Source organism: Hyphococcus aureus (genome assembly GCF_042643165.1).
Taxonomy (GTDB): Bacteria; Pseudomonadota; Alphaproteobacteria; order Caulobacterales; family Parvularculaceae; genus Hyphococcus; species Hyphococcus aureus.
The window spans coordinates 2,253,426-2,275,833 of sequence record NZ_JBHRSH010000001.1 but is presented as its reverse complement, the minus strand read 5'-3'; the positions used below and the strand labels follow the sequence as shown (position 1 = coordinate 2,275,833).

The 22,408-nt window shown below is 58.6% G+C and carries 17 protein-coding genes and 2 pseudogenes; 11 read left to right on the top strand and 8 right to left on the bottom strand.

The genetic code is table 11. The features are described 5' to 3' along the window. The first annotated feature begins 34 nt into the window (after nucleotides 1–34). Both ACFOOP_RS11090 and lspA read left to right on the top strand, forming a co-directional pair. Entirely contained in the window at nucleotides 35–700 is a 666-nt protein-coding gene (locus ACFOOP_RS11090) for a cation diffusion facilitator family transporter (RefSeq protein WP_379881017.1), read from the top strand. Continuing rightward, complete coding sequence (gene lspA, locus ACFOOP_RS11085) at nucleotides 700–1,212, top strand: signal peptidase II (protein WP_379881016.1); 513 nt, start codon at nucleotides 700–702, stop codon at nucleotides 1,210–1,212. Before ACFOOP_RS11090 ends, lspA begins: the two co-directional genes overlap by 1 nt. A 170-nt stretch (nucleotides 1,213–1,382) precedes the next feature. Here the strand turns inward: lspA and ACFOOP_RS11080 are convergent, their stop codons facing one another. The 4 genes from ACFOOP_RS11080 to ACFOOP_RS11065 all read right to left on the bottom strand — a co-directional run bounded on the left by ACFOOP_RS11080 (nucleotide 1,383) and on the right by ACFOOP_RS11065 (nucleotide 5,243). Next, complete coding sequence (locus tag ACFOOP_RS11080; protein WP_379881015.1) at nucleotides 1,383–1,922, bottom strand: copper-binding protein; 540 nt, start codon at nucleotides 1,920–1,922, stop codon at nucleotides 1,383–1,385. A 100-nt stretch (nucleotides 1,923–2,022) separates the two neighbouring features. Then, nucleotides 2,023–2,853 (bottom strand): copper resistance protein B, encoded by an 831-nt coding sequence (locus ACFOOP_RS11075; protein WP_379881014.1) that lies wholly within the window; start codon nucleotides 2,851–2,853, stop codon nucleotides 2,023–2,025. Beyond that, nucleotides 2,853–4,805, bottom strand: coding sequence for a copper resistance system multicopper oxidase (locus tag ACFOOP_RS11070; RefSeq protein WP_379881013.1), 1,953 nt, complete (start codon nucleotides 4,803–4,805; stop codon nucleotides 2,853–2,855). Before ACFOOP_RS11070 ends, ACFOOP_RS11075 begins: the two co-directional genes overlap by 1 nt. A gap of 177 nt (nucleotides 4,806–4,982) precedes the next feature. Next, nucleotides 4,983–5,243 carry a hypothetical protein gene (locus ACFOOP_RS11065; RefSeq protein ID WP_379881012.1) on the bottom strand — a complete coding sequence of 87 codons (261 nt, stop codon included), beginning with the start codon at nucleotides 5,241–5,243 and terminating at the stop codon, nucleotides 4,983–4,985. Between the two features lie 252 nt (nucleotides 5,244–5,495). Here ACFOOP_RS11065 and ACFOOP_RS11060 point away from each other — a divergent pair, with 252 nt between their 5' ends. From ACFOOP_RS11060 to ACFOOP_RS11050, 3 genes are all read left to right on the top strand, one after another. Continuing rightward, on the top strand, nucleotides 5,496–5,765 hold the full coding sequence (locus ACFOOP_RS11060) for a metal-sensitive transcriptional regulator (protein WP_379881555.1): 270 nt from the start codon (nucleotides 5,496–5,498) through the stop codon (nucleotides 5,763–5,765). Nucleotides 5,766–6,034: 269 nt separating this feature from the next. Next, complete coding sequence (locus tag ACFOOP_RS11055; RefSeq protein ID WP_379881011.1) at nucleotides 6,035–8,419, top strand: phosphoketolase family protein; 2,385 nt, start codon at nucleotides 6,035–6,037, stop codon at nucleotides 8,417–8,419. Nucleotides 8,420–8,530: 111 nt separating this feature from the next. Then, complete coding sequence (locus tag ACFOOP_RS11050) at nucleotides 8,531–9,382, top strand: alpha/beta fold hydrolase (RefSeq protein WP_379881010.1); 852 nt, start codon at nucleotides 8,531–8,533, stop codon at nucleotides 9,380–9,382. Nucleotides 9,383–9,437: 55 nt separating this feature from the next. On the opposite strand, the gene ACFOOP_RS11045 is transcribed toward ACFOOP_RS11050, so the two are convergent. The 3 genes and pseudogenes from ACFOOP_RS11045 to ACFOOP_RS11035 form a co-directional block, all read right to left on the bottom strand. Next, complete coding sequence (locus tag ACFOOP_RS11045; RefSeq protein WP_379881009.1) at nucleotides 9,438–10,328, bottom strand: ribose-phosphate pyrophosphokinase; 891 nt, start codon at nucleotides 10,326–10,328, stop codon at nucleotides 9,438–9,440. A 2-nt stretch (nucleotides 10,329–10,330) separates the two neighbouring features. Next, nucleotides 10,331–11,866 (bottom strand): annotated as a pseudogene (locus tag ACFOOP_RS11040) (thymidine phosphorylase family protein). Between the two features lie 16 nt (nucleotides 11,867–11,882). After that, the gene (locus ACFOOP_RS11035) at nucleotides 11,883–13,247 is read right to left on the bottom strand and encodes an MBL fold metallo-hydrolase RNA specificity domain-containing protein (RefSeq protein ID WP_379881008.1); all 1,365 of its coding nucleotides are present in this window, start codon (nucleotides 13,245–13,247) and stop codon (nucleotides 11,883–11,885) included. 1,068 nt (nucleotides 13,248–14,315) lie between these two features. Between ACFOOP_RS11035 and ACFOOP_RS11030 the strand changes: the two are divergent. From ACFOOP_RS11030 to ACFOOP_RS11005, 6 genes and pseudogenes are all read left to right on the top strand, one after another. Next, nucleotides 14,316–14,591: pseudogene (locus ACFOOP_RS11030) on the top strand (type II toxin-antitoxin system RelE/ParE family toxin); the annotation flags it as partial. A 4-nt stretch (nucleotides 14,592–14,595) separates the two neighbouring features. Further along, on the top strand, nucleotides 14,596–14,757 hold the full coding sequence (locus ACFOOP_RS11025; RefSeq protein WP_165793814.1) for a hypothetical protein: 162 nt from the start codon (nucleotides 14,596–14,598) through the stop codon (nucleotides 14,755–14,757). 256 nt (nucleotides 14,758–15,013) lie between these two features. After that, entirely contained in the window at nucleotides 15,014–17,260 is a 2,247-nt protein-coding gene (locus ACFOOP_RS11020; RefSeq protein WP_379881007.1) for a TonB-dependent siderophore receptor, read from the top strand. Between the two features lie 98 nt (nucleotides 17,261–17,358). Continuing rightward, nucleotides 17,359–18,243: an ABC transporter substrate-binding protein gene (locus ACFOOP_RS11015; RefSeq protein WP_379881006.1), complete on the top strand. Its 885-nt coding sequence runs from the start codon at nucleotides 17,359–17,361 to the stop codon at nucleotides 18,241–18,243. After that, nucleotides 18,240–20,225 (top strand): Fe(3+)-hydroxamate ABC transporter permease FhuB, encoded by a 1,986-nt coding sequence (gene fhuB / locus ACFOOP_RS11010; protein ID WP_165793816.1) that lies wholly within the window; start codon nucleotides 18,240–18,242, stop codon nucleotides 20,223–20,225. Before ACFOOP_RS11015 ends, fhuB begins: the two co-directional genes overlap by 4 nt. Further along, on the top strand, nucleotides 20,222–21,058 hold the full coding sequence (locus ACFOOP_RS11005) for an ABC transporter ATP-binding protein (protein ID WP_104831523.1): 837 nt from the start codon (nucleotides 20,222–20,224) through the stop codon (nucleotides 21,056–21,058). The genes fhuB and ACFOOP_RS11005 overlap by 4 nt, the downstream gene beginning before the upstream one ends. Nucleotides 21,059–21,076: 18 nt before the next feature. On the opposite strand, the gene ACFOOP_RS11000 is transcribed toward ACFOOP_RS11005, so the two are convergent. Further along, complete coding sequence (locus ACFOOP_RS11000; protein WP_379881005.1) at nucleotides 21,077–21,898, bottom strand: hypothetical protein; 822 nt, start codon at nucleotides 21,896–21,898, stop codon at nucleotides 21,077–21,079. Between the last annotated feature and the right edge of the window lie 510 nt (nucleotides 21,899–22,408).

The following is a 22,408-nucleotide window of genomic DNA, read 5'->3' as shown; positions in this document are numbered from 1 at the left end:
GGTCAGACATTGCAAACCGATGAAGGAACCTCCAATGGCCGATGACTGCGGCTGCACCGCCGACGAAACCCTCGTGGTGAAGTCGCCGGGATATCGCCGGGCGTTGTGGACCGTTGTCGCCCTCAATATCGGCTATGGGGTGGTCGAACTGGCCGGCGGGTTTCTGTCAAACTCGCAAGCGCTCAAAGCCGACGCCCTCGACTTCATTGGCGACGGATCGATCACCTTCATCGCGATACTGGCGATAGGCTGGGCGCTCGTCTGGCGCGCCCGCGCCGCGCTGTTACAAGGCTTGTTCCTGCTTGGCATGGCCGTCTGGATTGTCATTGAGACGGTGATCCGCATCTTCAATCAGGCGACGGTCGAGCCAGGCATGATGGGCGCCTTCGCGCTCGGCGCCTTGATCGTCAATGTCGTAGCGGTCCTGCCGCTTCTGCAATATCGCAAGGGCGACGCAAACATGCGCGCCGTCTGGTTGTTCTCGCGCAATGACGCGATCGGCAATGTTGCGGTCCTGATCGCGGCGGGACTGGTCGCGGTGACCGCAACGCCGTGGCCCGATCTAATCGTCGCGCTCATGATCGCCGGCATTTTCTTGCATTCCGCCTGGGGGATCATGACGCAGGCGCGCTCGGACCTGCGTCAGGCTGCGCGGCAGGGCTTCGCAGTGAAAGAAGGTCCGGAGACGGAGAAACCCTGATGATCTCTCCTGGTTTGAAAGAACCGTCCGTTATCAGACGCGTTGGACTGTCCTGCGCGGCATTGGTTTTGGTCGTTGATATCGTCACAAAACGCATGGCGGAGGGGCTTTCGCCGGATGCATTGCCCATTGCAATCACCCCGTTTCTCAACGTCGTTCTGGTGGGTAATCGCGGCGTCAGTTTCGGCTTACTGACCTCCGACAACAAGTTTGCCCCTTTTGTGCTTGCTGGTTTAGCGATCTTGATCATCGCCTTTGTTCTTCGCCAGCTTTGGAAGGTTCAAAGCCGCACAGAGGCGTCGGCGCTTGGATTAATCATTGGCGGCGCCATCGCGAACGCGATCGACAGGATAGGTGACGGCACGGTTACGGATTTCATCGATTTATATGTTGGCGGATATCACTGGCCGTCATTCAATTTTGCGGATGCCGCCATTACTGGCGGCGTTTTGATCTGGGTTTTGTTTAGCCGAGCAACCGGACTGGTTCGCCAAACCAAGGCCTCAAACTGATCGAATGAAACACCCAGACCGTCCCCGCTTCCGCCTACAGATCAGCGCTTTGGCATAAAAGGCGGGCGCGCCGCTGGCTCAATGATCGATATGGCGAGAGCCGAAGCCCGGCTAAGAACGAAACCGCTGACGGAGGCGGATGCGTTCGCCCGCAAGCCGGCAGCCATCGACTATCTATGATCGTTATGGTCCGGCTCAACAGCGGTCTGTTGATCATCCGCGTCACTACGAATTGCGGCGTCTGTCGATTCCATACTATCCATGGAGCATTGGTCGATATCGGCGGCGGCGAGTTTCATGGCTTCAACATGTAATTTCGCCATGCATGCCTTGTGGGTGTCTTCATCTTTTTCCAGCGAGCACATCCACGCAATTTTGTCGCTCTTTCCTCTTTCGATCTTCAGCAAAAAATGAACACGCTCGCCAAAGGAAAATTCTTCGAGATTAACGGAAGCCAATACATCAAATGTCATGACCATCTCGTCAAAGCCGACTGAATGGGCTGGCCTATGCATAATGTCGACTGTTGAATGTTTGATATTGACCGCCCTGACGACGCCTTCGCCGATTGGAATATCGCAATGGATAGACGTGTCCAATTGCGGATCCGCATGCGGATCAGGGGTCGATTGCACCAAGCCTGCCCGGGCCGGAGAAACCGCTGCGACGACGGCGATAATCACGGCGATAACGAAGCGCTGTTGTTTCATTTCACCTCCCAAAAACCAGCGAAGAAAATCGCACCTGCGGAAAAAGAGGGCCTTCCCTTCCTACAGACGCGATGCAACGATATCCAAACTCCTTACGTCATCAGAACCAAAGTCTCAGCCCGGCGACGAACGACACCGCTGACGGATCCTCTCCGTCCGCGCGGACGAAATCCGCCGTCTCGCCGACAGCACGCTCCCAGGAGACGCCAATATAGGGGGCGAACTCGCGTTTGATTTCGTAGCGCAACCGCATGCCGGCTTCCGCCGTTGAAAGTCCCGAACCGACGCCGTTCTCAGGGACGTCCTGTATGGCGAAGTTAAGCTCCGTTCGCGGCTGGAGAATAAGCCGCTGGGTGAGCAAGAGTTCATATTCTAGTTCGATCCGCGCAGAGACGTCGCCCTCGCCGCTGACAAACGCCGCCGCGTCGACCTCAAACAAATAAGGCGCGAGCCCCTGCACGCCGAAGACGCCGAAGGTCCGGTCATCGCCCGGCGCAAAGTCATGCCGTACGCCCGCTTGCACATCGAAATAACGGGAGATGCCGCGGGACCATAACGCCTGCACTTCCGCGTCTTCGAATTCGTCGGCGTCGAACGAATATTCACCCTCGGATTTGATCCAGAGCTTGTTCTTGTCGCCGCCATACCAGCCTTGGGCGTCCCACAAAAACTGGGGCTCGCCTTCATTCGTTCTGTATTCGAAGCGGTCCGCCTGAACAAAGTATGTGGTGTACGCGCCGTGTTCTTCCTGAACCGCCGCGCGCGACGCCGCCATTTCTTCGCGGCCCCAATATTCGTCCGCCTGCGACCAGCCGCGCTCAGACGTCTGCCCTTCTTCTTTTTGCGTTTCCTGCGCGAAGCCCTGCGGCGCGGCGGCGAGAAGCGCCGCGAGCCCAAGACCCGTACGGATCATGTTCTTTGAGAAAGCCATTAGTGCTTGCCTCCATGACCCATCTTGGAGTGGTCCATGTCTTCATGGCCCCCTTTATCATGATCCATGGCGTCATGGTCCATTGAACCATGGTCCATTTTCTCATGATCCATAGCGTCATTCATCGCCATCCGTGGGCGGATGGAAACGACCTGCATCATCCCGGCATGCATGTGCATCAAAAGATGGCAGTGGAACGCCCAATCCCCAACATGGTTTGCCGTGACATCGTAAGAAAGCTTTTCGCCCGGCTTGACGATGACCGTGTGCTTTCGAGGTCGGTGATCGCCGCCGCCATTCGCAAGGTCGAAAAACATGCCGTGCAAGTGAATCGGATGCGACATCATGGTGTCGTTGACGAGGGTCATGCGCACGCGCTCACCTTCGTGAAAAACGATAGGATCGACGACTTCGGAAAACTTCACGCCGTCGAAGGACCACATATAGCGCTCCATATTGCCGGTGAGGTGCAATTCGACCTCGCGGCCCGGCGGACGCGTATCCGGGTTAGGCTCAAGACTGCGAAGATCGGCGTAGGTCAGCGCCCTGTGCGGCACGTTTTCGAGGCCCAGGCCCGGCTCATTGAGGCGATAGACCGGCGCCATCGCGACCATATCGACGCCGACGCCGCGTTTATGATCGTGACGCTGCTCCGTTGAGGTGGTCCCTTGACCGCCCATATCGTGGCCGGCGTGTTCGTCTTCCTGCTTCGGCTCGTGTCCCATTGCGCCATGATCCATAGATCCGTGATCCATTTCACCGTGGTCCATCTCGCCATGATCCATCCCCGACGACACTTGTTGATCATCGGCCATGGAGCCATGATTTCCATGATACGCCATGCCCATATCACGCATGGTCAACGTCGGACGTTCGCGCAGGGGCGGCGCCTCGGCGCGCATGCCTGGACGCGGGCCCAAGGTCGCGACGCCCATGCCGGACCGGTCGATCGACTCCGCGACGAGCGCGAAGGCGCGTTCCTCCTTCGGCTCGACAATGACGTCATAGGTCTCGGCAACGCCGATCTGGAATTCGTCAGTTTCAACCGGTTGCACATTGAGACCGTCCGAGGCGACCACGGTCATCGGAAGATCCGGGATGCGGAAATTGAATATCGTCATCGCCGAAGCGTTGATGATGCGCAGGCGAACCTTTTCGCCCGTATTGAATACGGCGTTCCAATTGTCCGCTGTCGAATGGCCGTTGATGAGGTAAGTGTAGGTAGCGCCAGTGACGTCCGCGATATCGGTCGGCGACATGCGCATCGCGCCCCACATGGCGCGGTCCTCAAAGGCGGCGCCAAGCCCGCGCTTGTCGGCTGCTTCCAGAAACTCCGGCACGGTGCGTTCCTGAAAGTTATAAACTTCGCTGTTCTTTTTAAGCTTCGCAAAGACCCGGTGCGGGCTTTCAAAACTCCAGTCCGACAGCACGAGCACATATTCCCGGTCATAGGCGACCGGATCGGCGCCTTTCGGATCGATGATCAGCGGACCGTAATGGCCAAGCTGTTCCTGCAGGCCCGAATGGGAATGATACCAATAGGTTCCATTATGGGGCAGCGTGAATTTGTAGGTGAAGGTCTCTCCCGGCTTGATGCCGGGGAACGCGACACCCGGCACGCCGTCCATGTAAAACGGCACCAAGAGCCCATGCCAGTGGATCGACGTATCTTCGTGCAATGTGTTGGTCACATTGATCGTGATGTCGTCGCCTTCGCGAAACCGGACGAGCGGCGCGGGCAACGTGCCGTTCGTCCCGACCGCCTCGCCGGCGCGGCCGTCGATGCGCACCGGGAATTTGCCGATCGTAAGGTCGAAGCGCGTGCCGGTGAGAGCGGGAAGTCCGAGATTGCCGGCGCTTGCCGGTTTGGCCCAGGCAGGCAAAAGCCCGGCGCCGCCTAACGCAAGGCCGCCTAAACCAGCGGTTTGAATGAGTTTTCGTCTGCTAAACATGCTTACTGTTTCCGAATTCAGGGTCATTTAAGTGGAACGGTCTGGTGTGACGACGCGCGCAACAGGACGGAGGGAGTCCGTTCGCGCGTCGCCCGGGTCACTGGTCGTCAATGCGTATACGCGCATAACGACAAGAACCCTCTCGCGCCTATTGCCGGCGCAGGGCTGCGACAGCTATCAGGTCAGAAGACGTATTTTGAGCGTGACCGGCGTTTCGCCCGGCGGGCCGCGTCGTCGAAAGGCGACCGGCTTGGCGTTTGGAACACCGATTGCCGGCGCAAACTGGTTCGCCACTGCGGCAATCGCTTTGGCGCCCGGCTTGGGGGCCGGCGATGCGATAAACTGGACTTTCGCTGACCCCTTGAAAGCCGCCGACGCGGCGCAGTGTTCACAGCCACTGTGGGCGTCGTCATGTGGTTGCGGATTTTGGTCCGGCACGTGACGTTCGCCTAAAGCGCCATGGCCCGCATGCGCCATCTCAGCATGTGAAAGGTGGGGTTGTTGACCATCTCCGTGGCCGGCCGCCGCGATTTGTGAAAGGCAAGCGCAAGCAACATGACCCGCGCTTAGCACAAGCGCGAAGAATGCGATAAAAACCGTCCTTACAGCCGCATATGTCATGCGTTCAGTGTCACAAGCTTGACCAATCTTTCATATGCTCTCATCTATACTCTATACAGGTATAAATCAATGAATGGTCAAGCAGCGACAATCAGACGTTTGAAACGCATCGAGGGCCAGGTGCGCGGGATCATGCGCATGCTCGAAGATGAGCGCGATCTAGTCGATACCCTTCATCAAATGCAGGCGATCAAATCAGCGCTCGCCCGCGCGGAAAGTGAAATCCTCAACGTTCACGCCGCTAACAGCGTGGAAGCGGCAATCGCTGCACGGAGCTCCAAGGCTCAAAAGGAAACCGTCTCGGATCTTGTCGATTTGTTCGATAAGTTGAAGCGTTAAGCTTGCTCCGCCCGAGCGGCGCGCTCGTCACAATCTTGTTATCTCTTTTTCCAGACCCGGCGTTCGCTTTGGTCAGCCGAGCCGCAGCGGCGGCGGCGCAAAGCCCGTGCGGGGCGTCCTGAATGCCTGTCGCACAGCGATTAGGACCGGCGCCGAGATCAGCGAGATCCACGGCCGCCAAGGGATTTTACAATCTCATGCGTATTTGCGTCATATGCCTCGCCCGAATCCGGATTGAGGCGGCGAAAGCCTCGGAGGATTTTTGAACCATGGCCGATGCAGACTGGCGCGCCGGATTTGGCGTTATCGCTCACTCCGATGAAACGCTGGCGCGGCTCGACGCGCTTTTGGAACGGGCCGCGATGGGCGATCTTGCTGTCAGTGAAAATGAAGCGTGCGAAATTTTCGCGGCTACAGACAGACTCACGAATGCCGCGATGCGAATCGTCGCGCATATGACATACGCTCATCGCGTGGATCAATCGGGCGCGCCTCTGCGGCCCGAGGACTTCAAGCGCGAGCCACAGGGCCACACCGGCGGATCGCTCAATATGGCGATCGGTTTTGCCGGATACCTCGCCGCCAACGCGCTCTCCGGACACACGCGCGCCTGGACGCTGGGCCAAGGCCACTGCGTTGCGGCGATTGAAGCGATCAACACGCTTACCGGCGATCTCTCCAAGTCGCAGCTTGGGCGATACGACCGAAGCGAGGCTGGTCAAAGCACACTCGCCAATGATTTTTATAGTTACGCTATTACGCCGGATGGACAGCCGGCCATCCCGCTTGGCAGCCATGTTAATCCGCATACGGCGGGCGGGCTATCCGAGGGCGGCTATCTTGGTTTTACAAGCCTGCAATATGTCCACATGCCCCTACGAGGCGAACGCCTGGTCGCGTTCCTGAGCGACGGCGCCTTCGAAGAACAGCGCGGAGCCGACTGGGCGCCGCGTTGGTGGCGCGCGGAAGACTGCGGATTCGCGACGCCCGTCATGGTGCTGAATGGCAGACGCATCGAACAGCGCACGCAGATTGGACAGGAAGGCGGCCTTGACTGGCTCGTGCAGCATCTTGAGCTATCGGGATTTAACCCAATCATCGTCGATGGTCATGATCCGCTCTCCTATGCCTGGGGATTGCTGGAAGCCGACGCACGGCTCGCGGCGATCGCTGATAGCGCTCCATCCTACCCCGCACGCCTGCCCTATGTGATCGCGCCGTGCGAAAAAGGATTTGGTTTCCCCGGAGCAGGCGCCAACCGAGCGCACAATCTGCCCCTCGACGGAAATCCGGCCAACAATGAAAAAGCGCGCAACGAGTTCAACGAAGCCGTTCGTGCGTTGTTCGTCGAACCCCACGCTCTGCAACAATCTGCCAACACGCTCGCCACCCATGCCAGCCAATCGCGCCCGCTGGAAAGCCGCAACGCGCTGGCGACACGCCGGGTCACTTCGCCAACACTCCCGCCCTTGCAAGAAATTGAAACGCGCCTCGCGACGGCTCGGTGCGCCATGGACGCTATCGACCAGGAATTTGTGGCGATCGTCAAAAGTAATCCAAAGCTGCGCGCCCGCGTCGCGAACCCGGACGAGTTACGCAGCAACCATATGCCGATCACGCTCGAAACGCTCCGCCATCGGGTAAATGCGCCCGAAGACGGCGCGCCGGAGGCGGTAGACGGCGCCATCATCACCGCCCTTAATGAAGAAGCGGTCATCGCCGCCGCCCTTGGCAACAAGGGCGGGCTCAATCTCGCCGTCAGCTATGAAGCCTTCGCCATGAAAATGCTTGGCGCGCTGCGACAAGAAATCATTTTTGCGCGCCGGCAAAAAGAGCTGGGCCGCGATCCTGGCTGGATCAGCATTCCGTTAATCGCGACATCGCACACATGGGAGAACGCAAAAAATGAGCAATCCCATCAGGATCCCACTCTGCCAGAAGCCTTGCTGGGAGAAATGTCGGACACCTCGCGCGTAATCTTTCCCATCGACACGGCGAGCGCGGTTATAGCGCTGCGCGAAGTCTACAGCGGCCATGGCGAGATCGCTTGTCTGGTGACGCCTAAAGGTCAGACTCCAAACCGACTAAGCCATGAAGGGGCGGTTTTTGGCGTGCAGACCGGCGCCGTCCATCTTGCCGGCAATCCGGCCAACGCGCATATGCAACTTGCAGCGCTTGGCGCCTACCAGGTGAGCGAAGCGATAGCTGCATGCAACCGCCTCACCTCCCGCGATGTGCCGACATGCGTCACCGCCATCCTCGAGCCCGGTCGCTTGCGGACGCCGCGCGATCCGCTGGAGGCGGCGTTCGTCCTCGATGACGATCTCTTGGCGGCCCTTTTTCCCGCCGATATCGCTCGTGTGCTGATCACTCACACCCGGCCCGAACCGGTGGCAGGCCTGCTTCGGCGTCTGGACGCCGGTCCGACTCGTTTGCGTACGCTGGGCTATCTCTCCCGCGGGGGCACCTTCGACGTCTTTGGCATGTTGTTCGCGAACCGCTGCACCTGGGCGCATATCGTCGAAAGCGCCGCCGCACTATTGAAACTTCCGCTTTCGAATTTCCTCAGCGTCGAAGAACAAGACGCCCTCCACGGCCGCGGCGATCCCCGACTGCTCGAATTTGAAAGCGCGCAAGAACAACGGCGAGACTGACGGTGAGACGCTGCAGCCTCACAATTCAGGGGCGTAACTCTGGCCGCCCGTCAACGAACCGGCCGTCCGCTATGCGCGTGAGCGCTAAAACGAACCACTATTAGACGCAAAATGCTCGATATTTTCACCGAACCGAAACATCGCGCAGAAAACGCACCGGCAATCCATCTCCATACAGAAGTTATGGGCGATGGCGACGAAACGCTTGTCTTTCTCGCCGGGCTCGGTGGAACGACGCGTTATTGGTCGCCAAGGATCGCGCGTCTTGCCGACAAGTACACAATTGTACTCGTCGATTTGTTAGGCTTCGGCGACTCGCCAAAACCCTGGATCCGCTACAGCGTGGAGCGCCACGTCGATGCGCTTCACAATACGCTTGCGCCCTTGGGCCCAATCACGCTCATAGGGCATTCGCTAGGCGCGTTGTTGACGCTTGCCTATGCGGCGCGGTTTCCGCCCCAGGTCAATGGCATGGTCTTGATGAGCCTGCCTTACTTCGGCTCCAAAGCATCCGCCTACGACTATTTCAAAAAAAGAGACGCCGGCGGCGAAGTGCGCGCCCTGATAACGACCAATATGGCGTTGACCATCGTTACTTGCATTCTCACGCGCCGCGTATTCGGTAAGATTTTGCCGTATCTCATTCGCGACATGCCGAAAGAAATTGTCGCCGATTTGGTTAAACACACCTGGCGTTCGTCGACATCATCGCTTTGGGAGGTCGTTTATCGCTATGACGCGCTTGACGACATTCGCAAAATCCCGTCGCGCATAAAGGTGGTGTGTATTCATGGAGGCGCTGATACGACCGCGCCGCCTTCTTCTCTTGATATCATCAGCAGACATCAACCGGAGTGGAATATTGAGATGATGCAGGACGTTGATCATCATCCGTTTCTCCGAAACACGCAACAATGCATAGATTTAATCGAAGCCGTCGCCACACGGAGTGGAACGACATGACGACTGCCGTCAGCGCTTCCATTCCGCGGCGAGAGCCGAACCCATCAACGCGCTTCTAAGCCTTTAAAAGGAAACGCACACTCTCCGCAAGAAGCGGACTAACATCGGGAGCATTGCTTTCGTGAGCGATCGTGTTCGTTGTTACAATTTGCCCGGCCCCCGCAGCAATAAGATCATCAAAGGCATTGCCCGCGAAGACAGCATGGACGCCGATACAGATCGGCGGCGCCATGCCCGCCGCCCTCAGATGACCGACCGTCTCGATCATCGTGCGCGCCGTTGAAATAATGTCGTCGACCAGGACCGGCGTGTGTGAGCGCCATTGCTCCACATTGGGCACGCTCACTTCAACATCGCGATCGCCGCGCCGGGTCTTTTCAAGTACGAGAAAGGGCGCATCCGCGGTTTTTGCCGTTTCTGAAACCCACTGCTCGCTCTCGCTGTCGGGACCGACAAGAACGGGATTTTTGACATGCTCCTTAATCCACGCCGAAACGACGGGCGCCGCATGCGCAACGAAGGCGGGAACGGAATAAACGTCAGACAATGACGTAATCCGGTGCAAATGAGGGTCAATGGTCACGATCCAGTCGATCCAGGGGCTAAGCGCCGCAGCGAAATGTTTCGCGGTTACGCCCTCTCCCGCCTGAAACCGCTGATCCTGCCGCATATAGGCAAGATAGGGCGCAACCAGCCCTACTGTCTTCGCACCATTTTCACGCGCCGCCGCAGCGGCGAAAATCAACGGCAAGAATTTGTCGTCGGGCCGGTCAAGCGCACAAATCAGGACAACATCGCGCGCCTCTACGCTGGTCTCATATCGAACGTAACTCTCACCGTCAGGAAAACGCCGTATATGGATCGTTCCGACCTCGCCGCGGAGCGTTTCGGCGAGCGGGTCCGCAATCCGCTCACTACTGAACAATGGAACAAGAAGAGGGCGCATCGCTAAGCCTCAATTTCAAAAATCGGTGGGTGACTGTTTATAAACTCAAGTGCGTAGTCCATTTCTCCTCGCGTCTGCGCATGCAGAATAAAGAGCGGCTCTGACACCTCGACGCGCTGACCGAGAACCCCGTGCAATTCAATGCCGGCCGCTTTCGCATCCGGCGCGCCTGCAAGTTTCGCCGCTTTTGAAAGGCGCCGGTTATCAATCGCCGAGACCATTCCTCCCCGTTCGGCCAGAATCGGATGCTGATAGGTTGAACTGGGCGGCTCCCGCATGCCGCCTTGCGCGTCGCAAATCGCCTGGAACTTCGACCATGCGCGACCGTCCGCAAGCGTCGCTCTCGCCGCGCGCGCGCCGTCGCCGCTCGATACGGCGCCGCTGAGCTCTAATAACGCGCCGGCAAGTGCGACCGCTCGTTGTTTGAGGTCGTCAGGCGCGTCCGCTTCCTGGCGCAACACTTTCAGGACATCTTGCGCCTCTAGTGCGGGGCCAATGCCGCGCCCGACCGGTTGACGGCCGTCGCTTTCGACGACCCGCGTTTTTATCCCAAGCGCCTCGGCCGTTTTCAACAGACTGGTCTTGAGAGAAACCGCGTCGTCGTCGGTTCTCACTTATGCCGTCAAGCCTACGGGCATATCGATCACCAGATGCGTTGCGCCCGCCGCCGCTTTCTTTGACAGAACGGAGGCGACGAGTTGTCCCTCGCTATCGATATCGAGCGCGCGCTCAACGCGGATCAGCGTGTCGTCGGCGGGGCTCAGATCAACCGCCCCGCCCCACACGATGCAGCCGCCTTCCTTCTCCACTACCCGTCGCATCGCGTTCAGATCAAGGTCGACAGGCGCGAGCGTTTCCATCGTGTCCGCAGTACCGGCCGGCGAGGTGATTGCGCGGGACGACGTCTTCGGCATCGTCAGGCCGCACGCGGCAGCAATCGCCACAATGATCGGCGTCGTTCGATTGCCCGGAAGACCGCCGACACAATGTTTGTCGACGATTAGGGGCGCGCTCCAATCAAGACGCTTGCCGGCCGCGACCATGGCGTGGGTCAGGTCGATGACCTCGCGCTCGTTCAGGCCGCGCGCCGCACACGCCGTGATAAACGATGACAGATGAATATCGGAATAGCGTCCTTCGATAATGTCGGCCATGATCTCGCCAAGCGCGGCGTCACCAAGCTCGCGACCATAGACTTTCGCGCGAAGATCGCTCAATGAATCGAGCGTGCGCGCGTGAGAAACGCGCAGCGAAGCGCCCTCCCCGCAATCAAGCCGCCGCCAAGCCGCCTCCGACAATCCGGCCTCGCCGGGCGCCAGAAGATCTCCCGTGACGAAATTAACGGTCGCGATCACAAACGCATTGTCGGTTGCGACGCGAATCCTCGCTTGCGCGGAGAACCCCTCCGCGCGGCAGACATGGCAATCTTTGCGCATGTAAATGACGGCTTCCTGATGCGTTTCGATGCCGAGGCGCCTGGCGTGTAAAATATTCGATGCTTCGGACGTCACAGGCGCTTCCCCTTGTCTTGCGTTCATTAAATCACCCTGGTCCCTACTCAAGATCAGCCCGGTCGTTCATCGCTGGCGCGATACAATCCCAACCGAGTTCTTCGCTGATGCGCCGCCGCAATGCATCCGAAGCAAACGGCTCGCCATGGGTGACGAAGGTCCGCCGCGGCGGCGTTTCGATGTTCTTTACCCAATCGAGAATCTGTTCGGCGTCCGCATGGGCCGACAACATATGGAGATTGTGAACCTCCGCGCGGATGTTGACATAGGCGCCATGAATCTTGACCGCCTGAGCGCCGCCGACAATCGCCGAGCCCCGGGTTCCTCCCGCTTGAAAGCCGGTGAACACCAAGGCGTTGCGCTCATCGACCGCGTAATATTTGAGGTGGTGCAGGATCCTGCCGCCGGTCGCCATGCCGCTCGCCGAGATGATGACTTTCGGCATTTTATTCGCGTCGAGCGCCTTTGATTTTTCCGCCTCGCGAACATACTCCGCAACGCCGCATGAGGTCCGGCATTGATCTTCTGTCAACCGATGATCGCCTAAATGCGCGCAAAAGATCTCCCCCGCATCAATCGCCATCGGGCTGTCGAGGAAGACCGGCAAATCAGGAATGCGGTTTTCCTGCTTTAAACGGTCGAGGTGAAACAATATCGTCTGAGCGCGCCCCACGGCGAAGGCGGGGATGAGCACAGTCCCGCCGTGGGCGGCGGTTCGAGTAATGACCTCCGCCAACTGGTCTTCAGGATCTTCTTTATCGTGAATGCGATTCCCGTAAGTCGACTCGACGACCAGATAATCCGTATGGCGAACAGGCGCCGGATCAAGCATCGTCGCGGAGTTTGGCGGCCCGAGATCGCCGGAAAAGAGAATAGACGTTCCCCCGATCGTCAGTTGAACGGTTGCGGCGCCGAGAATATGGCCCGCCGGTCGAAACCGCGCGGTGATGTCATGCGAAATCGCAATATCTTCCCCGAACTTGGCGGGCTTGAAAGATTCAAGGCACGCCTCGGCGTCGCGCTGTGTGTAAAGCGGGCGGGCAGGACGATGCTTGGAAAACCCGTGTTTATTCGCGAACTCCGCGTCCCGCTCTTGCAGATGCCCGCTGTCCGGCAACAGAATGGAGCAGAAATCGCGCGTCGCGGGGGTGGAATAGACCGGGCCCTTGAAGCCGTTTCGCACAAGCAGCGGAATGTAGCCGGAATGATCAAGATGCGCGTGCGTCAGTACGACGGCATCGATGGTCGCCGGGGCTACCGGCAGCGGCGACCAGTTTTTCAGCCGCAACTGTTTGAAGCCCTGGAACAGTCCGCAATCGACCAGGATGCGTTTATCATGCGCTTCGATAAGATATTTCGAGCCGGTGACTGTGCCAGTTCCGCCAAGAAAAGTGAGCGAAAAACCCATCCACACGATCCCTTCATTTATAGAGCTTTCCTGGCTGCAGAATGGCAATGGCGTCCGTTAGCCAAGAAAGCATTGAGGGGGTGGCCGCATGACCACCCTTCCTGTTTTGAATAAATCGGTTGTTATACGTCTGAAATCCGCTGATCACTCGGATCCACCGTGGGAATTAGATCTTCCAGAATTTCTGGTTCAAGACGATTATGATCTTTGTTGAAGAGATCGGTCCGAATGCTTTCCACAACATGAAAGCGCTCATTTCCATGGTGACTCGCAATGCCAGGACAAACCATTGGCCTTGGACTGCGAGCCGTTGAACCGGTTGGAATGGATTTCAAAACTGCAGGAATCTCGTTGCCTGGATAGCTCCTTGAAACCGGATAAATATTTTCGTCCGAACCTGGATCAAAAAATTATAGCAAAATCGTTGGATTATGGTGGGCGGTAAGAGGTTCCGACTCGCGATTCAATGGTTGTTAGTAGTCCTCCCCAGAGACACCGAGTTTGGTTTCATTTCGAGCAATCTTAATCAAACCGACCGCTTCGAAAAATTGCCCCGAACAAAACGGAAAAATTGTCCCCAGTTTGTTGGGCGAAAGTTTGGTACCCCAGTGGTACCCCGAGGAGTTTTGCCCAAATTCAAAACGAACTGAAGAAAGATAGTGCGTTCATTTTCTTGAAGAAAATGGCGCGAGTGACGGGACTCGAACCCGCGACCTCCGGCGTGACAGAAATTGAACGGATTTGGTCCGACTTCGTCGGCAGGAATGACATTTCCTACACCTTTCAGACCACCTTTCGAGGATCGAACCCTGGGAAAATTCCATCTGGATGAGTTCTACCAAAGACGTTGAACAAGGCAAACAACGCAACTGACTGATTTATCTGTATTTTTTCAGCTCCACTAACGTCCTATTTCCTGCAAAAGCGCCCGGAATTCAGCCTTGGGAGCCCGACATAAAGTTCGATACGCATTCACGAAGGGGAGCCACAAATTTTTCGCAACATATTCAATGGAATAGCGAGCAAAAATCGTAACCCCATTTTTTAGTTTCGAACTATCAACGCGCGCGCGTGATCGAAACCTTCGGCCCGGCGGCGGGCCGCCCGCGTGTCGATACGGTGAAAGGCTCGAAGCACGCCAATATGAAGGAGCTGCGATTTGAAGCTGATGACGGCGTGTGGCGGGCGGCGTTCGCCTTCGATCCGAAACGCGAGGCCGTCATTCTCGTGGCGGCGGACAAGTCCGGCGGAAACGAAAAGAAGTTTTACAAAAGGCTGATCAAAACCGCTGACGAAAGATTTGATCAGCATCTGGGAGCGTTGAAAGAGAACAAGGAGGGTTGATCCGATGGCCCGCTCATTGAATGAGGTGATGAAATCCCTGCCGAAAGCGCGCCGGGCGAAAATCGAGGCGCGCGCCACAGAACTCATCGCCGAGGAAGCCTCGCTTCAGGATCTGCGCAAGGCCTTTGGTGACCCAACCCCTTTGAACGCAGCCGGTTTGAGGTAGTACAAATTGGCAAAGGAGACGTTCAAAGGGGTTGGGCCACCATCGGGGTTTTGTCAATAGCGCGTTGACGATAACAACCTCTCTCAATCTGTGCGCGGTATGTTTCTGTCGTCGCGCTGTCCGGATTGACTTTGCAAATTCGAAAAGCCCGCGCGAGTCTTATTGTGAGACGTTTACAGGTCGTCTATATTGCCAACCGCATGCTGTTCTTTGCGGATAAATGGGGGGCAGAAGGGGAATACCTGAGGGGGATCAAGTGAGTAATTACGATCGACGCATCCGTTTGGCTGAATTGTCGGACGGTCATGGGGAAACACGCACGCTTCTCGCACGGCGCCGCAAATCGTTGCGCTGGTGTTGCACCATTGCACATTGCGGTCTTGTCTTATGTTGCGGCTTTTCCTCAATCGCACCTGCACTCGCGAACTCCGAGGAAAGTCAATCGACCGAGAGGGACGAGGGCGCTTCGCCCGAGACGATTATCGTTATCGGCAAACGCGAAAGCAAATCCACAGACGGCTACAAGCCCGAAACCGTCGCCACCACCGGCCCCTGGGGCGGGCGGTCGATCCAGGACGTTCCCTATTCCATCACCGTATTGCCGAGCGAATTCATCGAAAACACCGTCGCGCGCAATCTCGATTCCCTGTTCACTGCGAGCCCTCTTGTCCAGGCAGGCCAGTCCCAGGACGTCAACAACATTGCACAGGCGACGCTGCGCGGCTTCAATGTCGCCAGAGCCTATGTCAACGGCGTGCAAAACAACAATCTCGGCATGGGCGTGTTCGTCGAGGAGATCGGGCAGCTGGAACTGCTCAACGGGCTGTCCGGCTTTCTGTATGGAGCAAGCCCCGTCGGCGGCGTCATCAACTACCAGCTTAAACGGCCGACCGAATATGATTTGCGCAACATCACCCTCGGCAATTACGGCGGCGAACAGTTTTACGCCCATGCGGATTTCGGCGGCGCGCTTGGCGCCGAGGGCCGTTTTGGCTACCGGCTCAACTTGCTCTATCAGGACGGCGACACGCCAATCGACCATCAGTCGCTTCAGCGCGGCATGGTCAGCATTGCGGCGGACTGGCGGCCCACCGATGATATGGCGCTTGAGTTTTTTCTATCGACGAAAGATTACGAACTCAATGGGCGTCAGTTTCAGTTTTTCCTGAACGGCAACGTCCCGCCCGCCATCGACGGATCGAAACTTTACGCGCCGAAAGACACCTATCTCGACGTCGAGTCGAGGGACGCCGGCGCAACTTTCGCCTATGCCCCCTCCGACGACTGGGCGATCCGCGCCGCCTATGCCTTCAAGAAGGATACGCGCTCGCTGGTCTATCCCCTTGGCAGCCTCCTGCCAGGCGATACGGAATTCCAGTTCACCCTCTATGGCGGACGCAACGGGGCGAAAACCAACGGCGGATATTTCTATGTCGACCGCGCCTTCTCCACGGGACCGGTAAAACACCGGCTCACCATAGGCGCCAACGGGCATTTCTTCGTCAACAGCCTCGCGATCCAGTCAAACGGCTTTCCCTCTTTCTTCTCCGATCCTTACGTCTACGCGCTTTCCGACCGCTCTGTCGTTGACTTGCCGGTCCCGGACTGGGATATCGACGACTCCTACACGATCGTGAATGCAAGAAGCCGCAATCTTAACGGGATTATTGGCGACGACATTGCGTTCGGCGAAAAATGGTCGATGCTGCTCGGGCTCAATCTCAGCAACATTCGCTCGGAAAGTTTCGACTTCGCGACCGGCGCGGCGCTGCCCGGCACGCTGTACGACGAAACGGCGCTCACCCCCACGGCCTCGCTGCTGTTCAAGCCCCATGATAATTTTACCGCCTATGCGAGCTACATGGAGTCGATCGAACAAGGCGCCATCGTCGGCCCCACATACGCCAACGCCAACCAGATCCTGGAGCCCTTGACGAGTCAGCAGTTCGAGATCGGCGCCAAGGCGAATCTCAAGGGCGTTCTTCTCACCGGCGCGCTCTTCCAGATCGAAAAGGCGAGCGAGCGTTCCGACGACGGAACGATGATGGGCCTTTATGTCCAGGACGGACTTCAAGTTCACAGGGGCCTCGAACTCAGCGCGAGCGGCAAACCTTTCAGGGAACTCAGCGTCATCGCAGGGCTGACCCTGCTGGACGCTGAAATACGCGAAAGCGCCGATCCCGCGCTCAACGGGCGGCGGCCGAACTGGGTCGCGCAGGAAATCTTCAAGGTCTATGCGGAATATTTCCCCGATATCCTGCCCGGCGTGACCTTCACAGGCGGTCTCTACTATACAGGAGAACAATATCAGGATCCGCTCAACACCCGCACGATTCCCGATTACATGCTTGTCGACGTCGGGGCGCGCTATAAAACGGAGCTGTTCGGGCAGACTGTCGTGATGCGCGTGAACGTGACCAATGTCGGCGACAAGCGTTATTGGGCCGCCACCTCGCCCGGCGCGCCGCGAACGGCGGCGTTCTCAATTACCGGCGAGTTTTGACCTCGTCCGGCATGGGGGGCGCTTCGCTCATCCCGCCGCGATCCGCGACTGTGTTGCGCAAGGACGCAGGCCGGAAAAGTGAAATGCACAAGCGGGGCATGAACCTCACGCGCCGGGCAGTGTTGCAGGGGATGAGCCTGCCTGCGCTCGCTGCCTGCGCTCCCGCTCCGGCTGGATTGTCCCGCGGCGGCGTCGCCGCGCTCGACTGGGCGCTCGCTGAAACCATGATCGCCCTCGGCGAGCCGCCCGCCGGCGTCGTCGCCGCCGCCGACTGGCGCCGCTTTGTCGTCGAGCCTGCCTTGCCAGATGGCGTCACCGATCTCGGCCTGCAACAGGAACTGAATTTCGAGCTCATTGCCGCGTTGCGCCCGCGGCTCATTCTCATATCGCCGTTTCTGGAGCGCTTCAAACCGAAGCTTGACCGCATCGCGCCATCGGTCAATCTCTCGGTCTATGAACACGCAGACACGCCGCTGGCCAACCGCATCAGGATTACCCGGAAGCTGGCCTCGCATATCGACGCCGAGCACGCGGCTGACGCGTATATTTCCGCGCTCGACGCGTTGCGCGATGAGGCGGAAGCGCGTCTTTCCAGGCTGAAGCGACGGCCGGTGCTGCTTGTCAGCTTCATCGACAATCGCCATGCGCGCGTTTACGGCGGAAGCAGTCTTTACGCCGATACGCTCGCCTGGCTCGGCCTCCAAAACGGCTGGAGAAAACCTGTGGGCTATTTCGGCTTCGCAACTGTAGGTCTGGAAGACCTCGCCACGGCAGCCGATGTCGAACTGATTGCGGTCGAACCCGTTCCGCCGGATATTTCACGAGCGTTGTCGTCAAGTCCGCTATGGACCGAACTGCCCTTCGTCAAGGCCGGGCGCGAAGGACGCATTCCCCCGGTGTTCATGTTCGGCGCCCTGCCCTCCGCACAACGCTTCGCCAAGCTGCTGCTCGCCTATCTGGAAACAAAATGGGACAGAGCTTGAAACGGACGCTTGATCCAGGATTGTTGTCCGGCGCCTTATCGGCCGCCGCGGTGATATTCGGCGCCATTCTCTTGCGCGAGCCTTTGCAAACAAGCCTCGCTGCAGATTCGGTTGAGGAGCAATTCGAGCGCCTCATCTTGCTGCACGCGACTTTGCCGCGGATAACGATGGCGATTCTCTGCGGCGCCGGGCTCGCCTTGTCGGGGACGATCCTTCAGCAAGTGCTTCGCAATCCTCTGGTCGCTCCCGACACGGTGGCGGTGAACGCCGGGGCAAGGCTCGCCCTCGCCCTTGCCGCCGTCCTGGCGCCAGGCCTGCTCGGCTTTGGCCGGGATCTCGTCGCGATCGCCGGCGCAGCCGTCTCAACCCTTCTCGTCCTCGCGATTGCAGGCTCGCGGCGATATTCCCCGCTATCGATGATCCTCGCCGGTCTCGTGGTCAGTCTCTATTGCGGGGCCGCGTCAACCGTCCTTGTGCTGCTCAAGGACCGGTATCTGGTCGGTCTTTTCATCTGGGGCTCCGGCTCCCTGAGCCAGCAAAGCTGGGAGCCCGCCATTCAACTGGCGCTGCGCCTGCTGGCTTGCGGGCTCCCTCTCGCGATGCTGATGCGCCCCCTGTCAGTCATGGACGCCGGTGAAGAGGCGGCGCGCGCCGTCGGCGTGCCGGTCGAGCGGGTCCGGATATTCGCGGTTGGGCTCGCCGTGCTGATGGCGGCGTTCGTCACCAGTGCGGTCGGCGTGATCGGTTTCATCGGCCTTGCCGCGCCCGCCCTCGCAACTCTGTGCGGCGCTGAGCGATTTGTCGCGCGGTGCTTTTGGTCGACTATATTTGGCGCCCTGCTGCTTGTGGTCACAGACCTGGCGGTTCAGGTGACAGGCGGGGACGGCGGCGCCTTCATCCCCACCGGCGCGGTGACGGCGGTGATCGGTTCGCCTCTGCTGCTTGTCTTCCTTTCGCGGCTACGCTCGCGCGAGCCGCAACTTCTTGCGGTCGATGCGAGCATGCCAGTGCGTACGCCGCATCCGGCCCGAAACGCGCCTGTATGGGCCTTTCTTGCGGCGGGGGCCCTGCTTTGTCTGTGCTTCCTTCCGCTCATCGGCCGCGCGCCGGACGGAAGCTGGTTCATTCTGCCTGCCAACATGTTCGGCGAAATCATGCCCTGGCGTTTGCCGCGCACGCTTGGCGCGGCGGGCGCCGGCGGCCTTCTCGCGATTGGCGGATACATCCTCCAGCGGGTGACGCAGAACCCGATGGCCAGCCCCGAAATCATCGGCGTGAGCGCCGGCGCGATCATGGGCGCGGCCATCGTTCTCGCTCTGGGCGGCGCAGCCTCCGAAATCAGTCTCGGCCTTGCGGCTGCGGCAGGATCGTTCGCGGCGCTAGTATTCGTTCTCAACATTGCGTTTCGCGGACCGGCGGCGCCCGAACGGATGCTGCTGGCGGGCGTCGCCCTGACGGCGCTCGTCGACGCCGCCGTCGGCGTGTTTTCCGCCAGCGGCAGTCCGTCCGCCGTTCTCTTACTCGCCTGGATGGCCGGCTCCGCCGGCGGCGTCGACATGACGATGGCGGCGAGCGCGTGCGCGGCGGCGCTGATCTTTCTCTGCGTCGCATTGCTCGGTTCGCGCTGGCTAGCCGTCCTGCCCCTGGGAACGCCCGTCGCCGCCGGGGTCGGCGTGCGGGTTCCGCTCGCGCTTTCCTCTCTCTTCGCACTTGTCGCGGTGATGACAGCCATCGCCACCCCGGTGATCGGACCATTGACCTTTGTCGGGCTGATGGCGCCCCATATGGTTCGCCTGCTTGGCGTCAGAAGCGCGCCGGCGGGTCTTGTCGCGAGCGCGCTGACGGGCGCCGCGCTGATGACGATCGCCGACAGCCTTGCGAGGACCATTGCGTTCCCGCTTCAACTGCCGACCGGCGTGCTGGCAAGCCTGATCTCCGGTCCCGTTCTTCTTCTGCTGATCGCAAAGGGAAGGAAGCAATGAACGAAATCCAGACTGGAGCACCGGCGTCGACGAGCGATACGCCAGAGAAAGCCGATGGCGCCGCTGTCGAGATCAAGGCCGCCTCCGTGTCGATTGGCGATGTCAACCTGCTCAACAATATCGACATCCGATTGGCGCCGTTATGCGTCACCGGCCTGATCGGCCCCAACGGCGCCGGCAAGTCCACTCTCGCAAAAGTCGTCGCGCGCCAGCTGTCGCTTTCTTCCGGCGAATGCAGGCTCGATGAAAAACCCTATGACGCCTTCGGCGCGCGCGATTTCGCCCGCCGCATCGCATATCTTCCCCAATCCATCCCCGTCGCCACCGGCCTGACCGTGCATGAGTTGGTCCGCACCGGGCGATATCCGTGGCACGGCGCCCTTGGACAATTCTCCGCCGATGACCGCGCGGCGGTCGACGAGGCTCTGGCCATCACCGGCATGGACAAGCTTGCAGACCGCTCGACGGACACTCTTTCCGGCGGAGAACGCCAACGCTGCTGGATCGCAATGCTTCTGGCGCAGCAGGCAAGCGTCCTGATTCTGGATGAGCCAATTTCCGCGCTCGACATACGCTTTCAGATTGAAACGATGAATCTTGTGCGCAGCATCTCTCGCATGCGTGCAGTCTCAATTCTGATTATCCTGCACGACATCAATCTCGCGGCGCGCTATTGCGATGAAATTGTAGCTCTTAAGGAAGGTCGCATCGCCTGGCGGGGACCGGCGGCCTCTCTCATCGACCCGGCTGTCCTGGAGCCTATCTACGACGTCCGGATGACCGTCCACACCGCCGGGGTTGTGAAACTCGCGTTTCCAAAGCTCGCTGATTAAACGCAAACCGGATCCTGGTCACTTCCAGAACGGGCGATTGACGGTCATCAACACAATCCCCTTTTCCATAATATGTTTTTCACAGTCGATCAGGGCGTCATTGTCCGCCATCAGCTTCCTACGCCAATCAGCCGCTGAGGTCTCCCATCGGGCGGGCAAGTCCTCGGCATCGTAAAACCTGTCGACCAACTCTGTCAGATAACCGGCGATATCGTGTCCATGCCGAATAGCATACATGCACATTTTTGCGAAATAGGTTTGACTGAGCAGCGTCCAGTCCGATTGCGCAAGGGCGTCCCATCGTTCCGGCGACCGGGCCAAAGCCTCGCCGGAAATTCGTTGCGCATCAATCGCATCGGCCTGAAAGCGCGGAATTTCGATGCTGCCGGCGCGTGACTTCAGTATGCCGATTGTATGCTGATACCCTGCGAGCTTCGCCGAAAGAATGGAAATCTCCTGCACGAGCGATGGCGTCAACGCATTCAAATGAACCATGATTTGATCGTTTACATTGTCGATAGCCGTTTCGATCTGCGCCAATTGCTCGACGAAATCTGCATTCAAAATGATTTCATCGTCCTCTGACGAAAACAACCGCAGCGTGGATTTTGCAAGCTGCACTCCCGAAACAAGCAAAGCCGTCGCAAGTTGTTTTCTGGTGTCAAGCCATTTTCTCTCCGTGTTCTTATAGTCGATATGTTGCAGCAGACGCGTCAGCAGGACGGTGACCAGGATCACTTCGAGCGCCATAACATGGAGACCCGCCGTGATGTTATCCAGATAACCGGGATGGTTGTAGATATCGCCTATGTTCTTGAAGAACGCCGCCGCCCATTCCATGTTTCCGCCCCCGCTAAAGTGCATGGATATTGAAGGCTTGTAACACAAGGGCTTGCAGATTGCATCTCACTGGCGGCATTCGACGAAACCAGGCCGATGACTTCCATCACGAATGAAACAACAGGCGCTTTCGAAGCACCCAAGCTGTGTCCGATCAGTACGGGAGGCGGAAACCGCCAGGTTAGGCCCATATAGCTCTCGCTCAGCCAACGGTTTCAATGCGTGCATCACATTGATCCGGCCAAAACCAAAAACAGATTATGGCTTCCGCTCGCACTTGATAGTGTCTCCCCACTTGATCCGGCTCCCGCTATCCGGGCGCGCCAAACAGATAGAGCTTCGATTAGGTACAAAATTATGGATATACACAAGCAACAGCGCTAATAGCCATTCGCCAATTAGCGGTTTGGAAACAATATTGTAATGCCAACGGCCCAAAATCGACTGTCGAGTCCCCGAACTCGTGTCGCACGGTAAATTTTTCGAACAGGCGCGGCCTGTTAATTTCAG